Source organism: Shewanella marisflavi (assembly GCF_023283925.1).
In the GTDB taxonomy this organism is placed as follows: domain Bacteria; phylum Pseudomonadota; class Gammaproteobacteria; order Enterobacterales; family Shewanellaceae; genus Shewanella; species Shewanella marisflavi.
This window is the reverse complement of sequence record NZ_JAKIKX010000008.1, coordinates 162,960-186,519: the sequence shown is the minus strand read 5'-3', so window position 1 is coordinate 186,519 and position 23,560 is coordinate 162,960. Positions and strand designations below refer to the sequence as shown.

Below are 23,560 nucleotides of genomic sequence, written 5' to 3'. Positions count from 1 at the left end.
ACGGCCCCCCTCAATAATACCAATCACGATTAATTGTAACAGGTGGCCGGTGTGCTGCCATTTGCAACGTGTTGACTACCTGATGATAAACATTGTCTGAATTGACCACTATCGCCTCGACTAAATGCCAGGGAAAGCTATGCTCGATAAGAAACTCGGCCTGTTTGCCATCCTTGCAACTTTGCCATTGTGTAGCGTTAATAGCTGGCCAATTCAGTTCATGTAATAAAGCTAAGTCGTTCCTATCTTCAAAAAAGTACGACCCCGCATTTGAAAGAGTAAATGCCCAACGATGCCCTTGCTGCTGCGCCCATTGTACGGTTGCATGAAGATCAGCTTGTAGGTGAATTATTGGTCCCTGTCCGCCTTTGTAAGCCAGTTCATCACTGTCTGCTCGATAAATCACATACAACATGATGGAGCGTGGACAGAAATAAAATGGTACACATTGTCCAACATATAAACCAGGATGACTATCCAACGTTAACTCGTTGAGTCGACGCTGTTTAATAGTGTTCATACCTATCGTGGTTCCCGCTGCATTTTGCGCAATAATCTGTGCATCACATAGGAGTCCATTGGCACCAAGGATAGATGCTAGCCTATCGACATGGACAATATGATAAACCTTGGGCTGTAATGGTATTGTCATTTATCATCCTTTTCTTGTAGGCAAGTTAAACTTCCTTGAGTTATCGCTCAATTGATTGTGTAGTGATAACTGTCCAAAGAGTTCACCAACTTTGGCAGTTAAATAACACTCACTGTTTAGCGATGTTCCATCTTCTGCTGCAAAGATTCGGCGCCTTTCGCCACCATGCGCAGTTGGATCACCAAGCGGTCGGCTAAAATCTTACGATCGACACGTTTCATATCCAGCGCCGCCGCGCCAGCATTAAAGACCAAGGTCACCAAAGCCTCGGCCTGCGCCCTGGCCAGTTCAGGCGTACGTTTGGCAGTCGCCTCGGTATAGTGGGCCAACTCAGAGATAAAGTGTTCAATTTCTCGGGCTACCGCGGCGCGAAAAGGTGCTGAAGTGCCCGAGCGCTCATGCAACAAAATGCGAAAGACGTTAGGGTTAGACTCCAACACTTCCATAAAGGTATCGACAGAAATACGAATTACGCTGCCGCCGGCTTCCGCGCGCTGACGCCCTTTACGCATCATCTGTCTCAGGGTCAATCCACCTTCATCCACCATAGTCAGACCCAGCTCGTTCATATCCTTAAAATGGCGATAAAACGAAGTCGGCGCAATATTGGCTTCGCGGGCCACCTCTCGCAAACTCAGACTAGAAAAGCTGCGCTCGGCACTTAATTGATTAAATGCCGCATCGACCAAGGCGCGACGCGTTTTTTCTTTTTGCTGTGCTCTGATACCCATCATGATGAATCCGCTAGATAAAACTCAATCTGCCAATAATACCTTCTTTAATACAAAAACGCAGCCCGCCTTGATCTCTCCAGCGAAGTCAGTAAAATTGGCTTACAGCTGTACGCTCAATATAAACCCTGGAAACAATAATGAAAAAACCTCCCCTCATCTGGACCAATATTTTGCTCTTTGCCATCACCTTCTTGGGTGCTGCCATTCTCGTCCCTTGGTACGGTATTACCCATGGCTACGGCCTGGCAGAATGGACAGCCTTTATTGGCCTCGCCTTTGCCAGTGGTTTGTCGATAACCGCCGGATACCACAGGCTCTGGTCACATAGAACCTACAAGGCACACTGGTCAGTGCGTTTTCTTTTTGCCTTGGGCGGAGCACTTGCACTGCAAAACAGTGCCCTGCATTGGTCATCGGATCACCGTATCCATCACAAGCATGTCGATGACAACGATAAAGACCCCTATTCGGCTAACATGGGTTTCTGGTACAGCCACATCGGCTGGATGCTAAGAGAGTATCAGGCCCAGCGTTATCACGATTATAAGAACGTACGAGACCTGCAAAACGAAAAAATTGTGATGTGGCAGCACAAATACTATCTGCCGCTGGTCATCCTGATGAACATAGGTCTTCCTGTCTTCTTAGGCTGGCTGAACGGCGATATCTGGGGCATGTTGCTGATGGCGGGGCTGCTACGCTTAGTTGTAGTCCATCACTGCACCTTCTTTATTAACTCCCTCGCCCATATCTGGGGAAGCCAGCCTTATACAGACAAAAACACGGCGCGGGACAATGGTCTGTTGGCGGTATTTACCTATGGTGAGGGCTACCATAATTTCCACCATATTTTCGAAAACGATTACCGCAACGGCATCCTCTGGTGGCACTACGATCCCACCAAGTGGCTGATCAACACCCTGGCCTGGACGGGACTGGCCCACAATCTCAGAGTCACTCCCCAGGAGCGTATCGAGAGCGCCAAACTGCAGATGCAACTGAAGAAGGCACAGCACAAGGTCACCCAGCTGGCCAATCACGAAGAGATCCTCGAGAAGATCCATACCGAATATGAGCTGCTGAAAAACCATATCGCCGATTACTATCAGGCGCAAAAGGAACTGCTGGAGGCCAAGCGCAAACAGCTGACCACACAGCATTTAATGCAGCAGGTTGAGCATCTCAAACAAGAGCTGATGACGCGTAAAAAGCAGTGGAAAAACCTCACCACTGGATTTGCCTAACATCCGACTTTCAATAGCCACCCAAACTGGGTGGCTTTTTATATCAATAGTACGACGGTCATTCTCCCCCTTAGGCACCAGCTTCTGCGTTCACATCTGTAGCGCTGGGCGATTGAAGTGCCGCACCTATGGGTCTATCATGAGCGGCTCATCCTTCATCTAGAGATAGTTTGCGTTCATGTCAGTAGAAAAGATTAAACTCACCGAATATAGCCATGGCGCCGGCTGTGGCTGCAAGATATCGCCAAAGGTACTGGGCACCATACTGGCTTCCCAACTGCCCACCTTCGATGACCCTAACATTCTGGTGGGTAATCAAACCCGCGATGACGCCGCTGTATATCGTCTCAATGATGAAACCGGCATTATCAGCACTACTGATTTCTTTATGCCGATTGTGGATGACCCCTTTACCTTCGGACGCATCGCCGCCACCAATGCCATTAGCGACATCTATGCCATGGGCGGCACGCCTATGATGGCTATCGCCATTCTTGGGTGGCCGGTCAATACGCTACCCGCCGAGATAGCTCAGCAGGTCGTCGATGGCGGACGCCAGGCCTGTAAAGATGCCGGCATCATGTTGGCCGGTGGCCACAGTATCGACGCGCCAGAACCTATTTTCGGCCTCGCCGTGACCGGACAGATCCCCTTACCCGAACTCAAACAAAATAATACGGCTAAGGCTGGCGATAAGTTATACCTCACCAAACCTTTAGGAATAGGTATCTTAACGACGGCGCAGAAACAGAAAAAGCTGGCCGAGCAAGATATCAATATCGCCCCTGATGCTATGTGCCAGCTCAACAAGGCAGGGCCGACCATCGCCAAGATCCCAGGCGTTACCGCCATGACTGACGTGACCGGATTTGGTCTGGCGGGCCACCTGATCGAGATGTGCCAAGGGGCTGAACTGGCCGCCAAAGTTGATCTAGCCGCCCTCCCTTTACTACCCAAGGCGATGGATTACCTCAAGCTTGGCTGTATTCCCGGCGGCACTCATCGCAACTACGACAGCTATGGTGAGCACCTACCCAAGGTCACTGATGAACAAAAAGCGCTGTTATGCGACCCTCAAACCAGCGGTGGCTTATTGATTGCGGTCTCGGCCAGCCATGAATCTCAGCTGCTTGCACTGCTCGAGAAAGAGGGACTCCCGACCCAGTGCATCGGACAACTGGTGCCGCCAACCGAGGCGCAGGCTCTGGTGGAACTGATCTAATGAGCAATCAAATGGGCAGAGTTATCCCCGCGAGCGAATATGCCCGTATCCTGGCCGGCGATCATCCCATCATGGATGTACGCGCCCCGATAGAATTTACCAAGGGCGCCTTTCCCGCCAGTAGCAATCAGCCGCTGATGCAAGATGATGAGCGGCAGAAGGTAGGCACCTGTTACAAGGAGCAAGGACAGGACGCCGCCATCGCCCTCGGCCATTCGCTGGTATTCGGCAGCGTCAAGCAACAGCGCATAGACGCTTGGCTCACCTATCTGAACCAGCACCCCAACGCCTATCTCTACTGTTTTCGTGGCGGCCTGCGTTCGCAGCTGACACAACAGTGGCTTAAAGAGGCTGGCAAAGAGGTGCCCTATATTCAGGGCGGCTACAAGGCGATGCGCCAGTGCCTGATCGACACCATAGATACGGCGCCGCAGGTCAAACCCATGCTGATTCTAAGCGGCATAACAGGCAGCGGTAAGACAGACTTTTTGCTGCAACGTCCAGAATCCGTCGATCTTGAGGGCTTGGCCCACCACAGAGGCTCCAGTTTCGGCCGCTATCACGAAGAGCAGCCAACACAGATCAACTTCGAAAATAGTTTGGGTGTCGCGCTACTAAAGCATCAACAGAGCCAAGCACGAGATCTGTTACTGGAAGATGAGAGTTATCTGATTGGTCGCTCAGCTCTGCCTAAAGCTTTCTACATGGGGATGCAGGCGGCCAAGGTCGTGATCCTAGAGGAACCAATGGAGGCCAGGCTCACCCGATTACTCGACGAATATGTGCATAAGATGCATCAAGGTTATGTCGAGCGTCTGGGTGAAGAAGCTGGCTTTGAAGCCTTTGGCGACTATCTGACCAATAGCATCAGCGGCATCAAGAAACGCCTGGGCGGCAAGCAACATGATGAGCTACAAGCCATAATCAAGCAGGCATTAGCTGTGCAATGGCAAGATGGGGATATCCAGGCTCATCTTGAGTGGATCGCCCTACTACTCAATAAATATTACGATCCCATGTATCAGTATCAGATAGAGAAAAAGGCCGAGCGGGTGATCTTCCAAGGTGACCATCAGGCTATGCATCAATGGCTGGATGACTACGCCAAGCGATAGAGACAATAAAAAAGCCAGACAAAACGTCTGGCTTTTCTCTTTGCGCATAGCGTCTCTACGACTCAGATAACATGGTCTCAACCCGTTCACGCAGCTGATGGCGATTGGCCTCTGTACCAGAGATCACATCGGCCAGTCTCACCGATATCTTTGACCAGAAGCGCTTCGGACGCGTACTGAGAGCATGCCCACCATGGTGGCTGAAATAGGAACCCCAGAGGCCGTTGAGCGCCATGGGGATCACTGGCACAGGATCTCGTGCCAATATCTTATCTATCCCAGGTCTGAACTCACCCAACTCGCCGTTATGCGTCAGGCGTCCCTCAGGGAAGATGCACACCAACTCCTCATTGGCCAATGCCTGATGAATCGACTCGAACGCCTGCTCATAAGTGGCTTCACACTGGCGTGGCGAACAGATGGGGATCACCCCTGCGTGTCTAAAAAGATATTTCAGCAAAGGTATCTCGCTGATCGACTTATCCATCACAAAGCGAATCGGTCGAGTCGACGCGCCCATGATGATCAGAGCGTCCACATAACTGACATGATTACAGACTATGATGCCGGCGCCTTCAGTGGGCAGCTTTTCGCGACCAGACACAGTGACGCGATAAAGAATATGACTCAGCAAATAGCTGACAAAGCGCTGGGTAAACTCTGGCACCTGACTATAAACATACAAGGCCACCACGGCATTAAGCAGCGCCAACAATAGAAACAGCTCTGTGATCTGCCACTCAAACACTTCTAGCAGCAAGATAGATAAGAGTGCCGAGACCACCATAAACAAAGCATTCATGATGTTGTTTGCGGCGATCGCCTGAGCACACTCGCCCCTCTCTGCCCTCGACTGAATAAAGGCGTAAAGAGGCACGATAAACAAGCCACCACTCACACCCACCATAAACAGGGCAAACATCACCCGATAGTGTTGTGACTCATCAATTAAGCTACTGAAGGTATAGATCGCCTGTCCCTGAGCAGGTAAGTCGGGAAGTGCCCACAAGAGATCGACCCCGAACAATGTCAGACCCGCCACCCCAAAAGGCAACAACCCCAGCTCCACATGGCCATAGGAGAAACGCTCACACAGAAAGGAGCCTACCGCGATACCGATTGAGAAGAGCGCCAGTAGCAGTGAAACGACAGTAGCATCTGCGTGCAGATGTAACTTGGCAAAGTTAGGAAATTGAGTCAGATAGGTGGCACCTAGAAACCAAAACCAGCTGATCGCCAAGATTGCCATCCAGATACTTGGCGTATTTCTCACCTTAGCGATACTGCGCCAAGTGCCAGACAAGGATGCAAAACGTATTTTAGTGATCGCCCCCTGAGGCGGCATGGCAGGTATCGCTCGACTGGCTAAGTATCCAGCGATAGCGAGTACAAATACTGTTAGTGCCGTGGCGATAACGCCTTTGTCACTGGCCACCAAGAGCCCGGCGCTTAGGGTACCGATCAAGATAGAGAGAAAGGTGCCCATCTCCACCCAGGCATTGCCCGTCACCAGTTCATCTTCAGCCAACGCTTGAGGCAGCAGAGAGTATTTTACCGGACCAAAATAGGCCGACTGACTACCGGTTAAGAAGAGCAGTACCAGCATCACCATGTAGCTTTGAGTCAGTATCGCCATGGCCGCGCAGGACATAATTACCAGCTCAAGCTGTTTTAAGCGTCTGATCAGTTTCGCCTTATCCATATTATCGGCCACCATTCCCGCATGAGCGGAAAACAGAAAAAACGGCAAGATAAACACGCCAGCGGCGAGGTTGACGAATAGGTTCACACTAATGGGCAGGGCGTCTATCTGGCTATAGGTCACCATCAGCAGCAGCACATTCTTATAAATATTGTCATTAAGTGCGCCCAGGCACTGAGTGGCAAAATAGGGGAAAAACCGTCTGGTTAGCAGCATAACGTCTCCTTGTGATAACCCAATCCTTTAAGTTGAACCTCTAAATGATGCTGGATGGCTTGGGTAAGGCTAACCCCTGGCGCAAAAAGCTTGTCATCCAGATCCAGACTCACCAAACCATGCACCCCAGCCCACACAGCGCGACTTGCCAGCAGACATTGCTGCTGAGGTAGTTCCGGTAACAAACTCGCCAGACGCGACTCGACCAAGGCAAACAACTGCTCAATTAGCCTGGCATGACGCTCGCTTATCCCCTGCTCTTTGGTGGCCTTAAGTTCAAAGATCAATTGAAAGGCTCTTGGCTGTTCAAAGGCAAATTCCTGATAGGCGGCTGCCATAGCCGTTAATCCACCGAACTCTGGCGTTTGCGCTTGACCTGCCAATCGCTCAAATAGCTCACTCAGGGTCTGCTCGGCGACCGCCAGCAACAATCCCTGATAACTGCCAAAGAGATTTACCAGCGTGCTAGGCACATAGCCAATAACCGCCGCCACTTTGCGTAAACTGAGGGAATCGAGCGATTCATCCTTAAGATGCGCCAACACAGCCGCGATGGCCATTACCTTAATCTCTTCATGAGTATGTTCTTTGCGCCTAGCCATCTCATCCCATCCTTTTTGGCTTTTGGGTTAAGTTAGCAGCAAACAAAATAAAAAACAATGTTCATAATAAGTTTGTTTTTTAGCTCTATGTTTAAAAGGGAAGTTTTAACGATCGAGGATCATCAGGATGCGATCTTCATGGGGACCGAAATAGTCGACTTCTAAACCCTGCTCAATAAACCCCAATCTGGCGTAGAGATGGCGGGCTGGATTGTCGGGCGAGACAGTCAATTTAACTTGCCTGACTTCGGCGGGCAGCGACGCTAGCGTCTCGACAATCAACCGCTTGCCTATTCCTTTGCCCTGAGCGGCACTATCGACGGCCACCGAAAGGATCCAGGCGCAAGCAGGCTGTTCACTTCTGGCCAGCAGGATATAGCCCAGCACACAGCCCTGTGCATCACAGGCAACACGCAGACCACTGGGCCAGCAATCATAACTCTGACGAAAGAAAAAATCGGGGTAGGCATGCTCGCCAAACAGCTGCTGCTCCAAACGATAAAGTGGCAACAACTGCGACTTAGCGGCTGCTTGAATAACAATAGATTCGGGATTATTCACTGGTTAACAGTTTATCCCAAGGCAGGTGGGTTGAGCCCACAACGATAAAATTGGGATTCTCTAACGACTCACGCTCGTTATAACTTAGGGGCTGCAATTCAAGATCCATCACCTGGCCGCCGGCCTCTTCAATGATGATCTGCGCCGCGCCGGTATCCCACTCGCCGGTGGGGCCGATGCGCACATAACAGTCGGCTCGCCCTTCTGCCACCAGGCAGCTCTTTAGTGCTGCGCCCCCCAAAACCACGAGTTCGCAGTGTTTAGGATGATGGAATAACTTCAGCACTGAATGAGGATCTTGACGGCGACTCACCGCCAAGCGCAGACAGGGTTCATCGTCAGTGGTGAGCTGTTTACTGGCGATACGTACCTCACCCTTACTGCTACGTTTGTAGGCACCCAGGCCCGCCACCGCATAATAGACCACGTCCGTCATGGGCACATAGACGATCCCCATGATAGGGCGATTATGCTCAACCAGGGCGATGATCACCGAGAAGTCGCCGCTGCCGGCAATAAATTCACCGGTACCATCCAAGGGATCGACCAACCAGTAGCGTTGCCAGTCGGCGCGCTCAGAGAAAGGAATATCAGCATCTTCTTCGGATAAAACGGGGATATCAGGCGTTAGGCGCTCAAGCTGTGAAGAGATGATCTTATGAGCCGCGATATCGGCAGAGGTCACAGGGGTATTGTCAGACTTTACTTCTCGCTCGAAGCTCCCCTCGAGGTAGATAGTCTTAATCGCCTCTCCCGCCTCGATGGCAATACTTATCGCCTGCTCAATATACTCTTCTGGCTTCATCACAACTCCAACAGCCTACATCTGGCAATGCCTATTTATCGTTTAGATTAACTACTTTAGTTTTAGATGTTTCTGCGCCAAAAACAAGGCGCTAACGCTTCTAGACTCGGAAAAGTCGTCTTCTAATAACAGCTCAGACCACTGACTCAAGGGCCAACGCACCACTTCTATCGGTTCTGGCTCATCACCTTGCAGTCGACTCTCATACAGATCTTCGGCTACGAAGATCTGCATCTTGCTGGCAAAATAGCCTGGCGCCAGACTTAGCTCCATCAGATGGGTCAACTTATGAGCGCCAAAGCCTATCTCTTCTTGCAGCTCTCGATTGGCCGCCTCGGCGTGACTCTCACCTGGATCAACCAAGCCCTTAGGGAAGCCAAGCTCATAGCTATGGGTTCCCGCCGCGTACTCGCGCCCTAAAAGGAGGTCTTTACCATGCACAGGCACCACCATGACGGCGCCACGGGCATTGCCTTTCATGCGCTCATACTGGCGCTCAACCTGATTCGAAAATTTTAAATGCACCAGCTCAATCTGAAATAGACGGCTTTGTGCAACAACTTCGGCATGTAGGATCTGCGGCTTTTTGTCCGGCATGAAACTTCCTGATAAAAATGGCGTTTGCTTAACCACTCAATCTTACTATGATGTGCCTAATCCACAACTCTCACCAAGGAATTTTTTTCACACCTTTATGTTTCCCTGGAATAAGATAGATACTGTGCTGCTCGATATGGATGGCACCCTGCTGGATCTGCATTTCGATAATCACTTCTGGCTCAGCCTGGTTCCTCAAGCCTTGTGCCAAGAGAAACAGATCCCCTTATCTGAGGCGCAGCAACTGGTCGAAACCGCCTATGCCAAGGTATTTGGCACCTTAGAATGGTATTGTCTGGAATATTGGCAGCAAGAGCTTGGCCTAGATATTCTTGCCCTGCACCACACTCTGGTAGACAGAATCCAACTGCGCCAAGACAGCATGCCCTTTCTCTCGGCACTTGCCAGGCACAACAAGCAGCGTATCTTAGTCACCAACGCACACCCACAAAGCTTGTCATTAAAGCTCAAACATACCGAGCTGGCTTCCGGGTTAGATCATATGCTCTCAAGCCACCACACTGGTTACCCCAAAGAGCATCCCCAGTTTTGGCTTAGCCTATTTGAGCGCTTCTCCCTAGATCCAAGCCGTTGCCTGTTTATCGACGATAGCGAACCCATCTTGCAGGCTGCCAGAACCGCAGGAGTTGGCTATCAACTCGGCATCAAGAATCCCGACAGCCAAAAGCCACACAAAACCTTTACCGATTTTCCCGCCATCGATGATTATCATCAGCTGTTGATCTCCCTTGAGAAAACGATTACTAGCTAAATATTCGTGGGGTTAACTCGCTAACCATTTGAGCTGATTGATAGAAAAACTGGTTAATACTTGCACTGTATAAAATACTGTATATACTGACAGGTACTGTATGGAAAGACAGGATTAATCATGAGACCCTTAACACCAAGACAAGCCGAGATTTTAGAGCTAATAAAACGCAATATTGCAGACACGGGCATGCCACCAACCCGTGCCGAAATTGCGCGCCGATTAGGCTTTAAGAGCGCGAATGCCGCCGAAGAGCACCTTAAGGCACTGGCCAAAAAAGGTTGCATCGAGATCATGCCGGGCACCTCTCGCGGCATTAAGCTGACTCAAGAGGAAGAACCTGAAGATCTCGGTTTACCTCTGATTGGCCAGGTAGCAGCCGGTGAGCCGATTCTGGCACAGGAACATGTTGAACAGCACTACCAGGTTGACCCGAGCATGTTTCGCCCAAGTGCAGACTTTCTGTTGCGTGTAAGGGGCGACAGTATGAAAGATATCGGCATCCTTGAGGGCGACCTGCTAGCGGTACATAAGGTCGAACAAGCAAGAAACGGACAGATAGTCGTTGCTCGCGTAGAGGATGATGTGACGGTCAAGCGCTTCGAGAAGCGTGGCAGCACAGTTTATCTACATGCAGAAAATGAAGAATACTCACCTATCGTTGTTGACCTGACGACTCAGAGCCTGAGCATAGAAGGTTTAGCCGTCGGCGTGATTCGTAATGGAGACTGGCAATGAATAATCTCATGGGCATGGCACCTCGTCATCCGGGGCTTTGGATCGATCTCGACAGTTCGCTTAAAAGCGGCAGCAAGAACACTATTTCAACGGTTTCCAGTTCGACTCAGGGCAAGCAAGAGTTACAGAGTCTTACACCTGAACTGGCGAGACTCAGCCAGCAAGGGCAGTGGGTCGTGCTGATCAGCCCACCCAATATTGGCTATAAGCAGATGCTAGCCGACGGCGGCGTGCGGATGGATCGCATCTTGCTGGTACACACCAAAGATGAAGTTGAAGCACTTTGGGCTATGGAAAAGGCTCTCACAAGTGGTACATCCAGTGCCGTGATCAGCTGGACACAATCATTGGATGCACGGGACAATCGCCGCTTGCAGATCGTCGCGAAAAACACCCGCGCCTTAGGGGTGGTTATCGAAGATGCGAACAGTCACTTACCTGCCAACCCTTTTATCCAAGAGGATCTTGGTACCAAGGCCGCCAATCAGTTTACCTCTCTTCACTGATCATCCTTGCCAATTCTTTCCATACTAACGCCCCGAAAGGGGCGTTTTTGTATCTGTTTTATTTAGCAAAATAAAATAAAAGTGATCTTGATCAATATTTAAACAGCCATTAAGTTAGTAGTAGATATCAACGATTATTTGTTATGTCGAACAATTTGGTTGTCGGCTTGAGCGGCGAATAAATCTGCACCACATCGCCCTAAGAGCTGAAATTCGTCTGATATATTCAGCCGTAAGTGCAAGCGTGGTTACCACCAGCAAAACAAAAGATTCACCACCGACGCACTTTGAAGTCATCGTTGCTTTTTTGGGAACTGAAGAGTTTGCATAGAGCCGAGACATACTGTGTGGCTCTTCTTTGTAGTTGCCTTCGCAATTGACAGAGGAGAAGTCTAGTGAAGCAAGTGTTGTGTTGTTTGCTGGCGTTGCTAATTACGCCCACCATACTCGCAGCCGATATGCCCCTTAACATGACATCAGGGGTCACAGAGATCAGTAATCAGGTGTTTAGCCTGCATATGACGATTCTCTATATCTGCTGTGCCATAGGCCTGGTCGTCTTTGGGGTGATGATCTATTCCATCATCAACCACAGACGCTCAAAGGGTGCCGTTGCGGCAAACTTTCATGAGAGCACCAAGGTTGAGATCGCCTGGACCATTGTCCCTTTCGTGATCTTAATCGTGATGGCCATCCCGGCAACCAAGACACTTATCGCCATGGAAGACCCCAGTAATGCGGACCTCACCATTAAGGTTACTGGCTCACAATGGAAGTGGCATTACAGCTACTTTGATCATGACATTGCCTATTTCAGCCTATTGTCGACGCCAAGAGACCAAATAGAGGGCAAAGAAGCCAAAGGCGAGCACTACCTTCTCGAAGTCGACAAACCTTTAGTCCTCCCGGTTAACCGTAAAGTTCGTTTCTTGATGACTTCAGAGGATGTAATTCATTCTTGGTGGGTCCCCGCCTTTGCGGTGAAAAAAGATGCCAACCCCGGCTTTATCAACGAGGCCTGGACCCGCATCGACAAACCCGGCATCTATCGTGGCCAATGCGCCGAACTATGCGGAAAAGACCATGGATTTATGCCTATCGTGGTACAGGTTCTTTCCGAAGCCGACTTCGATAAATGGGTGGTCGATCAAAAAGCCCTGGCCAACGCCGCTGCGGCCGAAGCTCAGGCAGCCCTGTCTAAAACACTGTCGAAAGAAGAACTCATGAGCCGAGGTGAACAGGTCTATATGGCGCAATGTGCAGCCTGCCACCAGCCAAATGGAGCCGGCTTGCCAGGAGTCTTCCCGTCGCTGATTGGCAGCCCAGCTATTAAAGGCCCAGTTGCCGAGCATATCGATGTGGTCTTAAATGGCAGAACAGGCACAGCGATGCAGGCGTTTGCGCAGCAGCTGACCGCTACCGATATTGCCGCTGTCGTCACCTTCGAGCGTAATGCTTGGGGTAATGATTCAGGCGACACGGTTCAAGCCGCCGATGTCAGCAATGTAAGCACGCCGTCCGGCAGTGAAGCGACAACACCAGCGGCCAGCGCCGATCAAGTGGCGCCCGAGATGGCCACAGAAGAACCTAAATCTGCAGTGTTAGATGATTTAACCATGGACGAACTGATGACCAAGGGGGAGCAAGTGTATCTGTCCCATTGTGCAGCCTGCCATCAGGCTAACGGAATGGGATTGCCCGGCGCCTTCCCTGCTATGAAAGGTAGCGCCATTGCCACGGGGCCTAAAAGTGAGCACCTAGAGATGGTGATAAAAGGGAAGCCAGGAACTGCCATGCAGGCATTTGGCCCCCTATTAACCCCGCAAGAACTAGCAGCCGTGATCACCTATGAGCGTAACGCCTGGGGAAACAATACGGGCGATGCGGTTCAGGCAACAGACGTTAACCAACACGGTCAATAGGGAGGCATTATGAATGCAATAACGCGTGAAGCAGAAATGGATGCCACTCATATTGGCGAACATTCAGATCACCACGAGGAGCATCCAACGGGCATAAAACGTTGGTTGTTTACCACTAACCACAAAGATATCGGCACTCTGTACCTCTGGTTCAGTTTCATCATGTTCTTGACGGGTGGCGCCATGGCGATGGTGATCCGTGCCGAACTGTTCCAACCGGGTTTGCAACTGGTGGAGCCTAACTTCTTCAACCAGATGACGACAGTTCACGGCCTTATCATGGTGTTCGGTGCCGTGATGCCGGCCTTTACCGGCCTGGCCAACTGGCTGATCCCTATGATGATAGGGGCGCCCGATATGGCGCTGCCGCGCATGAACAACTGGAGCTTCTGGATCCTACCCTTTGCCTTTGCCATCCTCCTTAGCTCACTGTTTCTGGAAGGGGGCGGCCCTAACTTCGGTTGGACATTTTATGCTCCTCTATCGACGACCTACAGCCCGGACAGCACGGCGCTATTTGTCTTCTCGGTTCACATCATGGGGATTAGCTCCATCATGGGTGCCATCAACGTGATCGTCACCATAGTTAATATGCGTGCCCCCGGCATGACCTGGATGAAACTGCCTCTGTTTGTCTGGACCTGGTTGATCACGGCCTTCCTGTTGATCGCTGTAATGCCAGTGCTCGCCGGAGTGGTCACCATGGTTCTGACCGACAAGTTTTTCGGTACTAGCTTCTTCGATGCCGCCGGTGGCGGGGATCCTGTGATGTTCCAGCATATTTTCTGGTTCTTCGGTCACCCCGAGGTCTATATCATGATCTTGCCATCATTCGGCATCATCTCAGCTATCGTACCGGCCTTCAGCCGTAAGAAACTCTTTGGTTACTCCTCCATGGTTTACGCCACGGCCAGTATCGCGATCCTCTCCTTTCTGGTCTGGGCACATCACATGTTTACCACGGGGATGCCAGTATTTGCAGAGCTCTTCTTTATGTACTGCACCATGCTGATTGCGGTGCCAACAGGGGTCAAGGTATTCAACTGGGTGGCAACCCTCTGGCGTGGATCGCTCACCTTTGAGACGCCCATGCTGTTCGCACTCGCCTTTATCATTCTCTTCACCATAGGGGGCTTCTCCGGGCTGATGCTGGCAATCACGCCAGTCGATTTCCAGTACCATGATACCTACTTCGTTGTGGCTCACTTCCACTACGTATTGGTCTCGGGCGCCATCTTCTCCATCATGGCGGCCGCCTACTATTGGCTGCCTAAATGGACCGGACACATGTACAGCGAGAAATTGGGGAAATTACATTTCTGGTGTTCGGTTATCTCGGTCAATGTACTCTTCTTCCCCATGCACTTCCTGGGGCTGGCTGGCATGCCAAGACGTATTCCCGATTACGCAATTCAATTTGCCGATGTGAACCAAATTGTTTCTATCGGCGGTTTTGCCTTCGGCTTGTCGCAATTGATCTTTTTAGTGGTAGTGATCAAGTGTATTCGCGGTGGCGAAGCGGCACCGAGTAAACCTTGGGATGGTGCAGAAGGCTTAGAGTGGACCCTACCGAGTCCAGCACCCTACCATTCATTCTCGACACCACCCGAGGTGAAATAGCATGTCAGACACTAAGGCGCACTCCAACCGTAAACTGATCGGCCTGCTACTGCTTGGTTGCGTGGGCATGTTTGGCTTTGGGTTCGCCTTAGTGCCTCTTTACGATGTGCTGTGCGAAAAATTAGGCATCAATGGCAAAACGCAGTCGACGCCCGCCGAGTATAAACCAATGACCATAGATACCAGTCGCACGGTAACGGTCGAATTTATGGCTCAGACCCAGAAAGATATGCCCTGGGTCTTTGCTCCTGAGATGAAACGTATGCAGGTGCATCCCGGTGAAGTCATTCGCACCCAGTTTAATGCCAAGAACCTCTCGACGCTGCAGATTGTCGGACAAGCTATCCCCTCCGTTTCTCCAGGACAGGGCGCCGCTTACTTCCACAAGACAGAATGTTTCTGCTTCAACCAGCAGTTACTCGATGCTAATGCCGATGCACAATTACCTTTGATCTTCTATGTCGATACCGAGCTACCAGAGCAGATATCGACACTGACTCTCTCTTATACGCTATACAACATCACCGACAAGGGGTACGTGGGTGCTGTTGAGCAAGGAGCTGTGAAATGACAAGCAAACATGAACATTATTATGTCCCCGCCCAGAGCGCCTGGCCCATTATTGGCGCCATTGGTCTCTTCCTGATCGCCTTCGGCGCAGGCAGCTATATACAACAGTTACAAACGGATAAAACCAGTGGCGGCTACATTCTCACCGCAGGCATTGCCGTTATCCTCTATATGATATTTGGTTGGTTCAGAACCGTGATCAATGAGTCCATGTCCGGGCTCTACTCTAAACAGATGGACCGCTCCTTTCGCCAAGGCATGAGCTGGTTTATCTTTTCTGAGGTGATGTTCTTTGCCGCTTTCTTTGGGGCCCTGCTCTACGCCCGCACTATTTCCGTGCCTTGGCTGGGCGGCGCCTCTAATAACGCTATGACCCACGAGGTGCTCTGGCCAACCTTTCAGGCGGTATGGCCCTTGGTCACCACGCCAGATGGCACTAAGACGGAGGCCATGGGCTGGACAGGCCTCCCCCTATACAACACCATCATACTGCTGACCTCATCAGTCACCCTGCATTTTGCCCACGTAAGCTTAGAAAAGAGCAAGCGCACGGCGCTGACGCTTTGGCTCGGCATCACCATACTATTAGGCCTGGTCTTTCTCTACCTGCAGGCGAAAGAGTATGCCCACGCCTACCAAGAGATGGGACTCACCCTCACCTCAGGCATCTATGGCAACACCTTCTTCTTGCTCACAGGGTTTCATGGCATGCACGTGACCCTAGGTACTGTCTTCCTGTTCGTGCTGTTTTTACGAGTTCTAAAAGGTCATTTTACACCGGAGAAGCATTTCGCCTTTCAGGCAGGTAGTTGGTATTGGCACTTTGTGGATGTGGTCTGGCTCTGCCTATTCGTGTTCGTCTATGTGCTTTAGCGACAAATCGACAGGCTAATAGGGTCTGGGGTTAGGTGCGATAATGCCGAGCCCCAGTGCAATCAAGAGTATAAGTACCACCAGCACAGAGAAGAGCACGCGCCGCCCCAGATACTGGCTCATGGGCGCCTTACCCTCTCCCCTCACCAAGACAAATAAGGCTCTACCAAGATTAAAGATAATGAAGACTAATAGCAGTACTAAGACGATCTTAAACAGCAATATTTCGCTCATCAAGGCTCCCACAATTCGCGGCGGCACGATTTTTATCGTTTTAGTTACTTTGCTGGTATTCGCTATCTTGGTCAAGCTAGGTCTTTGGCAACTCGAAAGAGCGACCGAGAAGCAGGCGCTTGAGCAAACGCTTGAACTCAGGCAAGCAGAGGCACCCCTAACCTATTCCCAGCTACTGGCGCTGGGAAAAACCGAATCGTTAACAGGTTATCGGCTAGCGGTAACGGCGAGTCCAGTCGATGCGCCAATCATATTGCTCGACAATCAGGTTTACGAAGGACGGGTCGGTTACCTCGCCTACCAGGTCATGCGTGTCCAGGAAAACGGCCCAAGACTCTTGGTAGAACTTGGTTTCATTACAGGGGGCCCAGATCGTCGCCAGTTACCTCATCTGGACAGGCTCACCGCCCCCATATTTCTCGAAGGTCGTGTGTACCAGAAATCCACTAACCCCTTGAGTGAACAGCTACTGGCGGAAACCGGTAACCCCATGCGCATACAGAACCTTAATCTGCCGGAACTGGCACAGCGGCTCCAATTTGCGCTTGCCCCGGCCATACTGCAGCCTCAAGTGATACCCGGTAGTGATTTACCTCATCCCTGGCAACCCATTCCCTTGAGCGCGCAGAAGCATCAAGGCTATGCCATACAGTGGTTTTCAATGGCTGGCGCCTTTCTACTACTAATGATTTACCTGTTGATATTGAAGAGGAAAAATAAAAATTCCAAAGAAAAATAAAGAGGTTTGTCAAATGTTGCGCTAATGAACCAGACCCTGTAGGTTAAACACTAAGTACTTCTGATCACAGGCGTACTAAACGCAATAAATCGTCACTTCCTAGCCGTCTCAGGGAGTTGATAATTTTTCGGTGTCTGGCCAGCGCTAAGCCCATAAAATAATCAACCAGAGGATTAAGATGAAATCCCCAAAGACACGAGGCGCGAAACCTTTACTCATACTGTTACTGGTATTTGTCTTACCGGTCGCTGTCGCTAAATTGGTGCTCAGCCTGAACCTCTATCATGGTGGCGCCACCAATAAGGGCGAGCTATTACCGCCCGATACCAACTATGCTAGCCTGGCAATGACCAATCCCATGCCTAAGCACTGGCAGATGATCTATCTGCTACCCCAAGATTGTGTTCAAGCCTGTCAGGATAGGCTCTACATACTGCATCAGAGCCAAATAGCACTCGGACGCGATCAACATAGGGTCAATCCGATTATTTTACTGCAAGAAAATAGCGATCTGGCTGCATTAGAAAAAAGCACATTTAGCTTTACCACGGCCAAGGCCACTGAGGCAATGAGCCAGATGCTCACCCAGCAAGAGATCATCATAGTCGATCCCCTAGGTTCCCTGGTTATGCGCTATCAGCAGGTAGGCGATGAACAAGCCCAAATCATGCTTGGTAAGGCGCTGATCGCCGACTTAAGAAAGATGCTTAAACTGTCGAGGGTTGGCTAATGCAGATCACATCCCTACTTAAACTCACCTTAGTCTTTACCCTGTGCGTCATTCTTATGGGCGCCTATACGCGGCTGTCTGACGCGGGTTTGGGGTGCCCAGACTGGCCAGGCTGCTATGGCATGCTCAAGGTGCCTACTCAAAGCCATGAGCTGGCAAAAGCGCAAGACAACTTTCCCGAACACACGATAGAACAAGATAAAGCCTGGCTTGAGATGATACACAGGTATATTGCCGGAACGCTTGGGCTGTTGGTGCTATACATTCTCTTTATCAGCTTCAGACAAGCTGACGCGCCGAAGAAACTGCCCAGTTTCATCGCCTTGCTGATCCTGTTTCAGGCGGCATTAGGGATGTGGACGGTAACGATGAAGCTCATGCCCATAGTGGTGATGTCTCATCTAATCGGCGGTTTCGCCCTCTTTTCCCTGCTGTGGGTGCTTTACCTTAGAACCAAGCCACTGCGAATCCCCGGCGGTGACCCCAGGCTCCGAAAGCTGGCCCCCTATGCCCTGCTCTGCCTAATATTACTCATACTGCAGATCATCCTGGGCGGATGGACCTCATCTAACTATGCTGCGCTGGCCTGTACCACATTGCCAATCTGCGAAGGCGACTGGATGAGCAACTTAGATCCACTGCACGCCTTCTACCCTCTGCATACGACAGAGGGCAGCTATGAGTTTGGCATCCTGGACTATTCATCAAGAATGACGATTCATGTCGCCCACAGGTTTGGGGCCATCATCACCGCCTGCGCCATATTATGGTTGGTGTATCGCATGGTCACACTGTCCCAGTCTCAGCTAATGAAACGCAGCGCCTGGACACTGCTGGGCCTGTTATGCCTTCAAATAGCACTGGGTATCAGCAATGTAGTGCTGCACCTGCCGTTAGGGATAGCCGTCTCTCACAACGCTGGTGCTGCACTCTTATTACTCACGTTAGTCTTCATCAACTACGCCCTGTGGCGTAAAGCATAAGGAGGCACTGCCATGGCCAAACCTATGATAATGACCAAGCATGCCGTAACGCCCCTTCCCTGGCGAGCCTATCTAGAGATGACCAAACCTAAGGTGGTCGCCCTCATGTTACTCACAGTATTAGTCGGGATGTGCCTGGCGGTTCCTGGTGCAGTCCCCCTGCAGCCCTTGGTTGCAGGCCTAGTCGGGATAGGCATGATGGCTGGTGCAGCAGCGGCCTACAATCACCTGATCGATCGCCGCATCGACGGTCTGATGGCTCGCACCTACAACCGACCGCTGCCTAAAGGGCGCGTCTCTATTTCCAAGGCTTTGACCTTTGCCACCAGCATGGCGGTACTTGGCTTTTGGCTACTCTATTGGGCCGTTAACCCGCTTACCGCTTGGCTCACTTTCGCTAGTCTTGTTGGCTACGCCGTGATCTACACCGCCTACCTAAAACGAGCCACACCACAAAACATCGTCGTTGGCGGACTCGCTGGGGCCATGCCACCGCTGCTGGGCTGGACGGCGATCACCGGTGAGTTTCATGGCCATGCCCTGCTGCTGGTCATCATCATCTTCGCTTGGACACCACCCCATTTCTGGGCGCTGGCGATCCACAGACGTGCCGAATACGCCAAAGTCGATGTACCTATGCTGCCCGTCACCCATGGCGTTGAGTTTACCAAGACCTGTATTTTGCTCTATACGGTACTGCTGGCTCTGGCTTGTCTCTACCCTGTGCTCGTGGGTATGTGCGGTCCCCTCTACCTTGTAGGCTCTACCTTGCTAAGCTGCGGCTTTATCTACAAGGCCTGGCAGCTCAAATACCGGGATGAACCGGGTCTTGCCATGCAGGTATTTCGCTTCTCAATCTACCATTTGATGCTGCTATTTTTGCTGCTCTTGGTCGACCACTATCTTTGGAGCTAATTCGATGAAGCCAGTATTTGTTATCTCAGCCTTAGTCGCTTTTGCCCTGCTGGGAACGCTGGCTGCCGTCAGTTACACGCGGCCTACACCGCCGCCCGAACTACTCACCAGCTACATATATCCTCAGCAGCGGCCACTGTCGCCCTTTGTCCTGACAGATCAGCGAGGAAACCCTTTTACCAATGCGCAGCTAAAAGATAAATGGAGCCTGTTTTTCGTTGGCTACACCTCCTGCCCGGATGTCTGCCCCACCACAATGGGAAAGCTGGCGGCGGCTTATCAGCAACTCGAAGGCGTCGTTGATCTGCAAGTGATCTTTCTCTCCGCGGACCCCGCCAGAGACACCCAGCAAAAGCTCTATGATTACATAAACTTCTTCAATCCAAACTTCATCGCCGTCACGGCATCCCACGCCCAGTTACTCCCACTAACACGGGAGCTGGGTTTCGTCTACACCATGGTGGGTGACGGAGAAAACTATCAGGTCGACCATAGTGCCTCTATGGTACTGATCTCACCCGATGGCACGCGGGTGGCAACGGTAAAGCCTAGCAGCCAAGATCCCAAGCAAATCCCGCAAATCCGCAATAAAGATCTCATCCATGACGTGATCGCTGTCGCCACTCACTATGGTGAATAGCAGCATAGCCCTACCAACATCCTCTAAGTGGTGGTGACTGGGTCGCTGCCATTACATCAGATTTAGCTAAAAAACTGTTATTTTTCAGGCAAGCCTCTAAATTACCGTCTATCTTTTGATCTTAGTGGAGTTTTAATAACAGGGATTGTAGAGGAGCCCGTCATGACCCAGAGTCCGATTCGCTTAGCATCTGAGCTGACGATTCGTAACATCCAGCAGGTTCACCACGATATTGTCGAACAACTCGCCAATTCTGATGCTTTACATGTCGATGCCAGCCAGTTGTCTCGTATCGATACTGCCGGAGCTCAGCTGCTTTATTTTCTGAGCCACTATTGTCAATCGCATCACCAGAACATCCAGTGGACCCGCCCCGCCACAGAAGTCGATCAGATCTTGGCCGAACTGGGGCTGGACGCTACCCAGATATTTGCGCTTGCCCAGGAGACAAAACAGGAATGAAGAAAATATTAGCTGTGGATGATTCTGCCTCTATGCGCCAAATGGTGGGATTTACCCTAAAAACGGCAGGATTCGATGTAACCGAGGCCTGCAACGGCGATGAAGCACTGACTCAGGCAAAAAGCCAAGACTATGACTTGGTGATCTCGGACGTCAACATGCCTGTTATGGATGGTATCACCCTGATCCGTAATCTACGCAGCCTACCCAACTATAAGTTTACTCCCTTGCTGATGCTCACTACTGAATCGGGCAGCGACAAGAAACAGGAAGGACGTTCGGCTGGCGCTACCGGCTGGATAGTTAAGCCTTTCAATCCAGACCAGCTGCTCGCCACAGTCAACAAGGTCTTACGTTAATCTGATCGCGGATGGTATTGATATGGAAATTGATCTCAGTCAATTTAGCCAAGTCTTCTTCGAAGAAAGTCTAGAAGGCTTAGAAAATATGGAGTCAGAGCTGCTAAAGCTCGATATCTCCTCGCCAGATCCCGAGGCCATCAATACAATTTTTAGGGCTGCACACTCCATCAAGGGGGGCAGTGGTACCTTTGGCTTTAACCAAGTCGCCAATTACACCCACCTACTTGAAACTCTACTCGACGAGATCCGTGATGGCCGCCGGGAGATGACTGGTCATCATCAAGATATCTTACTGCTATCGGTCGATTTGCTACGCAACATGCTAGACGCTGTGATGCATCAGCGCACCTTCGACGATCCTATGCTCGCCGAACTGGAACAGAAGTTTGCCGCCGAGTTAAGTCAAGCTCAGCCCCAAGGAGAAACTGCACAAGAAGACACTCCAACTGAACTCACCACCTGGCAGATCACCTTTAAGGCGGGTATCGACATACTGCGTTACGGCAATGATCCTATCTTGATGTTTAACGAACTCAGACAATGCGGCGAGCTAAGCGTTGAGCTTATTCCTCAGGAGATCCCAGATTTTACCCAGTATGACCCTGAAGCCTGCAACCTCAGTTGGTCTCTTAGCCTTACCACAGATGAGCCGCTATCACGTATCAAGGAAGCCTTCGAGTGGGTCGAAGATGAATGCGAGATCGACTATCAGGCTCAGCCCAAGACTCAAGAAGTAAAAATAGATGACAAGCCAGCATCACCAGAACCTGCGGCCAGCGTAAGTGCGCCAGTAGAAAAGATCGCTCCACCGGCTAAACCCAGCCCTGTCAGCAATAAAACCCAAGACGCTGGCTCTATCCGCGTCAGCATAGAAAAAATTGATCTGCTGATTAACATGGTGGGTGAGTTAGTGATCACCCAGGCGATGCTGAGTCAGATTGGCCAGCAGGACGAGATCACCCCAGAATCCTTTATCACCATGAAGCAAGGGCTAGAGCAGTTGGCCAGCCATACCCGGGATCTTCAAGAGAGCGTCATGCAGATACGCATGCTGCCCATCAGCTTTGCCTTTAACCGCTTTCCTCGACTAGTGCGGGATATCGGCCAACAACTTAACAAGAAGGTTGAGCTTGTCCTTAAAGGGGAAGATACGGAACTTGATAAAACCGTGATGGAAAAAATCGTCGACCCTATGGTGCACCTGGTGCGCAACTCTCTCGATCACGGCCTGGAAACGCCAGAAGTACGCAAACAGAAAGGTAAGGCGGAAACTGGCACTCTGACACTGAATGCTTTCCATCAGGGCGGTAATATCATCATAGAGATTATCGACGATGGTGCAGGGCTAAACACGCAAAAAATTCTTGCTAAGGCAAGAGAGAAAGGTTTGGTCGGCGCAGAAGAAGAACTGAGTGAAGAAGCGATTCATCAGCTCATCTTTAAGCCTGGATTCTCCACCGCAGAAGCCGTATCTGACCTCTCTGGGCGTGGCGTCGGCATGGATGTGGTACTAAGAAACATTCATGAACTCAGCGGCACCATAGAGCTTAAATCCTCACCAGATAAAGGCAGTCGATTCACCATACGCCTGCCACTGACCTTGGCCATTCTCGACGGCCAGCTGGTGCGCATAGGCAGCCATACCTATGTGATCCCTCTGGTCTCGATCCACGAATCCTTAGAGGTACCACCAGCCCACATCAACCGCCTGGGTGAAGAACATGAAGTGATCCGTTTACGGGACGAGTATCTTCCTGTGATCAAGGTTTTTGATGCCTTTAAACATGACGCCGATGCCAAGAAGATAAAGGATGGCTTGGTGATGGTGGTCGATGCCAATAATGACAAGGTGGGCCTACTGGTTGATGAACTCTTATCCCAACAACAAGTCGTGATTAAGAGCCTGGAGGACAACTACAGCAAAGTTGCGGGGATATCTGGCGCAACCATATTGGGTGATGGAACAGTCGCTCTGATCATAGATATTGCCGGACTAGTAAGCCTCACCGGGATCAATAGCGTCCAAGAACACGCCGCCTAACTT

At 50.9% G+C, this 23,560-nt stretch carries 26 protein-coding genes; 18 read left to right on the top strand and 8 right to left on the bottom strand.

Going from position 1 to position 23,560, the window contains the following annotated elements:
* Window positions 1–10: 10 nt before the first annotated feature.
* Window positions 11–652, bottom strand: a complete 642-nt coding sequence (gene darT / locus L2712_RS15600) for a type II toxin-antitoxin system toxin DNA ADP-ribosyl transferase DarT (RefSeq protein WP_248978313.1) — start codon at window positions 650–652, stop codon at window positions 11–13.
* 116 nt (window positions 653–768) lie between these two features.
* The gene (gene fabR, locus L2712_RS15595) at window positions 769–1,383 is read right to left on the bottom strand and encodes an HTH-type transcriptional repressor FabR (protein ID WP_033538975.1); all 615 of its coding nucleotides are present in this window, start codon (window positions 1,381–1,383) and stop codon (window positions 769–771) included.
* A gap of 140 nt (window positions 1,384–1,523) precedes the next feature.
* Between fabR and L2712_RS15590 the strand changes: the two genes are divergently transcribed.
* The 3 genes from L2712_RS15590 (at window position 1,524) to mnmH (ending at window position 4,967) form a co-directional block, all read left to right on the top strand.
* Entirely contained in the window at window positions 1,524–2,630 is a 1,107-nt protein-coding gene (locus L2712_RS15590; protein ID WP_248978312.1) for a fatty acid desaturase, read from the top strand.
* A 178-nt stretch (window positions 2,631–2,808) separates the two neighbouring features.
* Complete coding sequence (selD, locus tag L2712_RS15585) at window positions 2,809–3,852, top strand: selenide, water dikinase SelD (RefSeq protein WP_248978311.1); 1,044 nt, start codon at window positions 2,809–2,811, stop codon at window positions 3,850–3,852.
* Window positions 3,852–4,967 carry a tRNA 2-selenouridine(34) synthase MnmH gene (mnmH, locus tag L2712_RS15580; RefSeq protein WP_428848623.1) on the top strand — a complete coding sequence of 372 codons (1,116 nt, stop codon included), beginning with the start codon at window positions 3,852–3,854 and terminating at the stop codon, window positions 4,965–4,967. The genes selD and mnmH overlap by 1 nt, the downstream gene beginning before the upstream one ends.
* A 55-nt stretch (window positions 4,968–5,022) precedes the next feature.
* Here mnmH and L2712_RS15575 read toward each other — a convergent pair whose 3' ends face one another.
* The 5 genes from L2712_RS15575 to nudE form a co-directional block, all read right to left on the bottom strand.
* The gene (locus tag L2712_RS15575; RefSeq protein WP_248978310.1) at window positions 5,023–6,885 is read right to left on the bottom strand and encodes an MFS transporter; all 1,863 of its coding nucleotides are present in this window, start codon (window positions 6,883–6,885) and stop codon (window positions 5,023–5,025) included.
* The gene (locus L2712_RS15570) at window positions 6,876–7,487 is read right to left on the bottom strand and encodes a TetR/AcrR family transcriptional regulator (protein ID WP_248978309.1); all 612 of its coding nucleotides are present in this window, start codon (window positions 7,485–7,487) and stop codon (window positions 6,876–6,878) included. The genes L2712_RS15575 and L2712_RS15570 overlap by 10 nt, the downstream gene beginning before the upstream one ends.
* Window positions 7,488–7,592: 105 nt before the next feature.
* Window positions 7,593–8,048 (bottom strand): GNAT family N-acetyltransferase, encoded by a 456-nt coding sequence (locus L2712_RS15565; RefSeq protein ID WP_248978308.1) that lies wholly within the window; start codon window positions 8,046–8,048, stop codon window positions 7,593–7,595.
* The gene (gene cysQ, locus L2712_RS15560) at window positions 8,041–8,853 is read right to left on the bottom strand and encodes a 3'(2'),5'-bisphosphate nucleotidase CysQ (protein WP_033538842.1); all 813 of its coding nucleotides are present in this window, start codon (window positions 8,851–8,853) and stop codon (window positions 8,041–8,043) included. Before cysQ ends, L2712_RS15565 begins: the two co-directional genes overlap by 8 nt.
* A gap of 51 nt (window positions 8,854–8,904) precedes the next feature.
* A complete protein-coding gene (gene nudE, locus L2712_RS15555; RefSeq protein WP_248978307.1) occupies window positions 8,905–9,450 on the bottom strand; it encodes an ADP compounds hydrolase NudE in 546 nt (181 codons plus the stop codon).
* Between the two features lie 97 nt (window positions 9,451–9,547).
* Here nudE and yrfG point away from each other — a divergent pair, with 97 nt between their 5' ends.
* The 7 genes from yrfG (at window position 9,548) to L2712_RS15520 (ending at window position 16,451) form a co-directional block, all read left to right on the top strand.
* Complete coding sequence (yrfG, locus tag L2712_RS15550; RefSeq protein WP_248978326.1) at window positions 9,548–10,222, top strand: GMP/IMP nucleotidase; 675 nt, start codon at window positions 9,548–9,550, stop codon at window positions 10,220–10,222.
* Between the two features lie 120 nt (window positions 10,223–10,342).
* A complete protein-coding gene (gene lexA / locus L2712_RS15545; RefSeq protein ID WP_033538844.1) occupies window positions 10,343–10,960 on the top strand; it encodes a transcriptional repressor LexA in 618 nt (205 codons plus the stop codon).
* A complete protein-coding gene (locus L2712_RS15540) occupies window positions 10,957–11,466 on the top strand; it encodes a cell division inhibitor SulA (RefSeq protein WP_248978306.1) in 510 nt (169 codons plus the stop codon). The genes lexA and L2712_RS15540 overlap by 4 nt, the downstream gene beginning before the upstream one ends.
* A gap of 395 nt (window positions 11,467–11,861) precedes the next feature.
* Window positions 11,862–13,388 (top strand): cytochrome c oxidase subunit II, encoded by a 1,527-nt coding sequence (coxB, locus tag L2712_RS15535; RefSeq protein ID WP_248978305.1) that lies wholly within the window; start codon window positions 11,862–11,864, stop codon window positions 13,386–13,388.
* Window positions 13,389–13,397: 9 nt separating this feature from the next.
* Window positions 13,398–15,008, top strand: coding sequence for a cytochrome c oxidase subunit I (ctaD, locus tag L2712_RS15530; RefSeq protein WP_428848622.1), 1,611 nt, complete (start codon window positions 13,398–13,400; stop codon window positions 15,006–15,008).
* A 1-nt stretch (window position 15,009) separates the two neighbouring features.
* Entirely contained in the window at window positions 15,010–15,579 is a 570-nt protein-coding gene (locus L2712_RS15525) for a cytochrome c oxidase assembly protein (protein ID WP_248978304.1), read from the top strand.
* Window positions 15,576–16,451 (top strand): cytochrome c oxidase subunit 3, encoded by an 876-nt coding sequence (locus L2712_RS15520; RefSeq protein ID WP_033538848.1) that lies wholly within the window; start codon window positions 15,576–15,578, stop codon window positions 16,449–16,451. Before L2712_RS15525 ends, L2712_RS15520 begins: the two co-directional genes overlap by 4 nt.
* A gap of 15 nt (window positions 16,452–16,466) precedes the next feature.
* On the opposite strand, the gene L2712_RS15515 is transcribed toward L2712_RS15520, so the two are convergent.
* On the bottom strand, window positions 16,467–16,685 hold the full coding sequence (locus L2712_RS15515) for a DUF2909 domain-containing protein (RefSeq protein WP_248978303.1): 219 nt from the start codon (window positions 16,683–16,685) through the stop codon (window positions 16,467–16,469).
* Between the two features lie 49 nt (window positions 16,686–16,734).
* Here L2712_RS15515 and L2712_RS15510 point away from each other — a divergent pair, with 49 nt between their 5' ends.
* The 8 genes from L2712_RS15510 (at window position 16,735) to L2712_RS15475 (ending at window position 23,557) form a co-directional block, all read left to right on the top strand.
* A complete protein-coding gene (locus L2712_RS15510) occupies window positions 16,735–17,424 on the top strand; it encodes an SURF1 family protein (RefSeq protein ID WP_248978302.1) in 690 nt (229 codons plus the stop codon).
* A 178-nt stretch (window positions 17,425–17,602) separates the two neighbouring features.
* Complete coding sequence (locus L2712_RS15505) at window positions 17,603–18,154, top strand: hypothetical protein (protein WP_248978301.1); 552 nt, start codon at window positions 17,603–17,605, stop codon at window positions 18,152–18,154.
* Entirely contained in the window at window positions 18,154–19,137 is a 984-nt protein-coding gene (locus L2712_RS15500) for a COX15/CtaA family protein (RefSeq protein ID WP_248978300.1), read from the top strand. The genes L2712_RS15505 and L2712_RS15500 overlap by 1 nt, the downstream gene beginning before the upstream one ends.
* A gap of 12 nt (window positions 19,138–19,149) precedes the next feature.
* Entirely contained in the window at window positions 19,150–20,052 is a 903-nt protein-coding gene (gene cyoE / locus L2712_RS15495; protein WP_088903523.1) for a heme o synthase, read from the top strand.
* 4 nt (window positions 20,053–20,056) lie between these two features.
* Window positions 20,057–20,692, top strand: a complete 636-nt coding sequence (locus tag L2712_RS15490; RefSeq protein WP_248978299.1) for an SCO family protein — start codon at window positions 20,057–20,059, stop codon at window positions 20,690–20,692.
* 162 nt (window positions 20,693–20,854) lie between these two features.
* Entirely contained in the window at window positions 20,855–21,154 is a 300-nt protein-coding gene (locus tag L2712_RS15485; protein ID WP_033538854.1) for an STAS domain-containing protein, read from the top strand.
* On the top strand, window positions 21,151–21,513 hold the full coding sequence (locus tag L2712_RS15480; RefSeq protein ID WP_033538855.1) for a response regulator: 363 nt from the start codon (window positions 21,151–21,153) through the stop codon (window positions 21,511–21,513). Before L2712_RS15485 ends, L2712_RS15480 begins: the two co-directional genes overlap by 4 nt.
* 22 nt (window positions 21,514–21,535) lie before the next feature.
* Window positions 21,536–23,557 (top strand): chemotaxis protein CheA, encoded by a 2,022-nt coding sequence (locus tag L2712_RS15475; protein WP_248978298.1) that lies wholly within the window; start codon window positions 21,536–21,538, stop codon window positions 23,555–23,557.
* The last annotated feature ends 3 nt before the right edge of the window (window positions 23,558–23,560 follow it).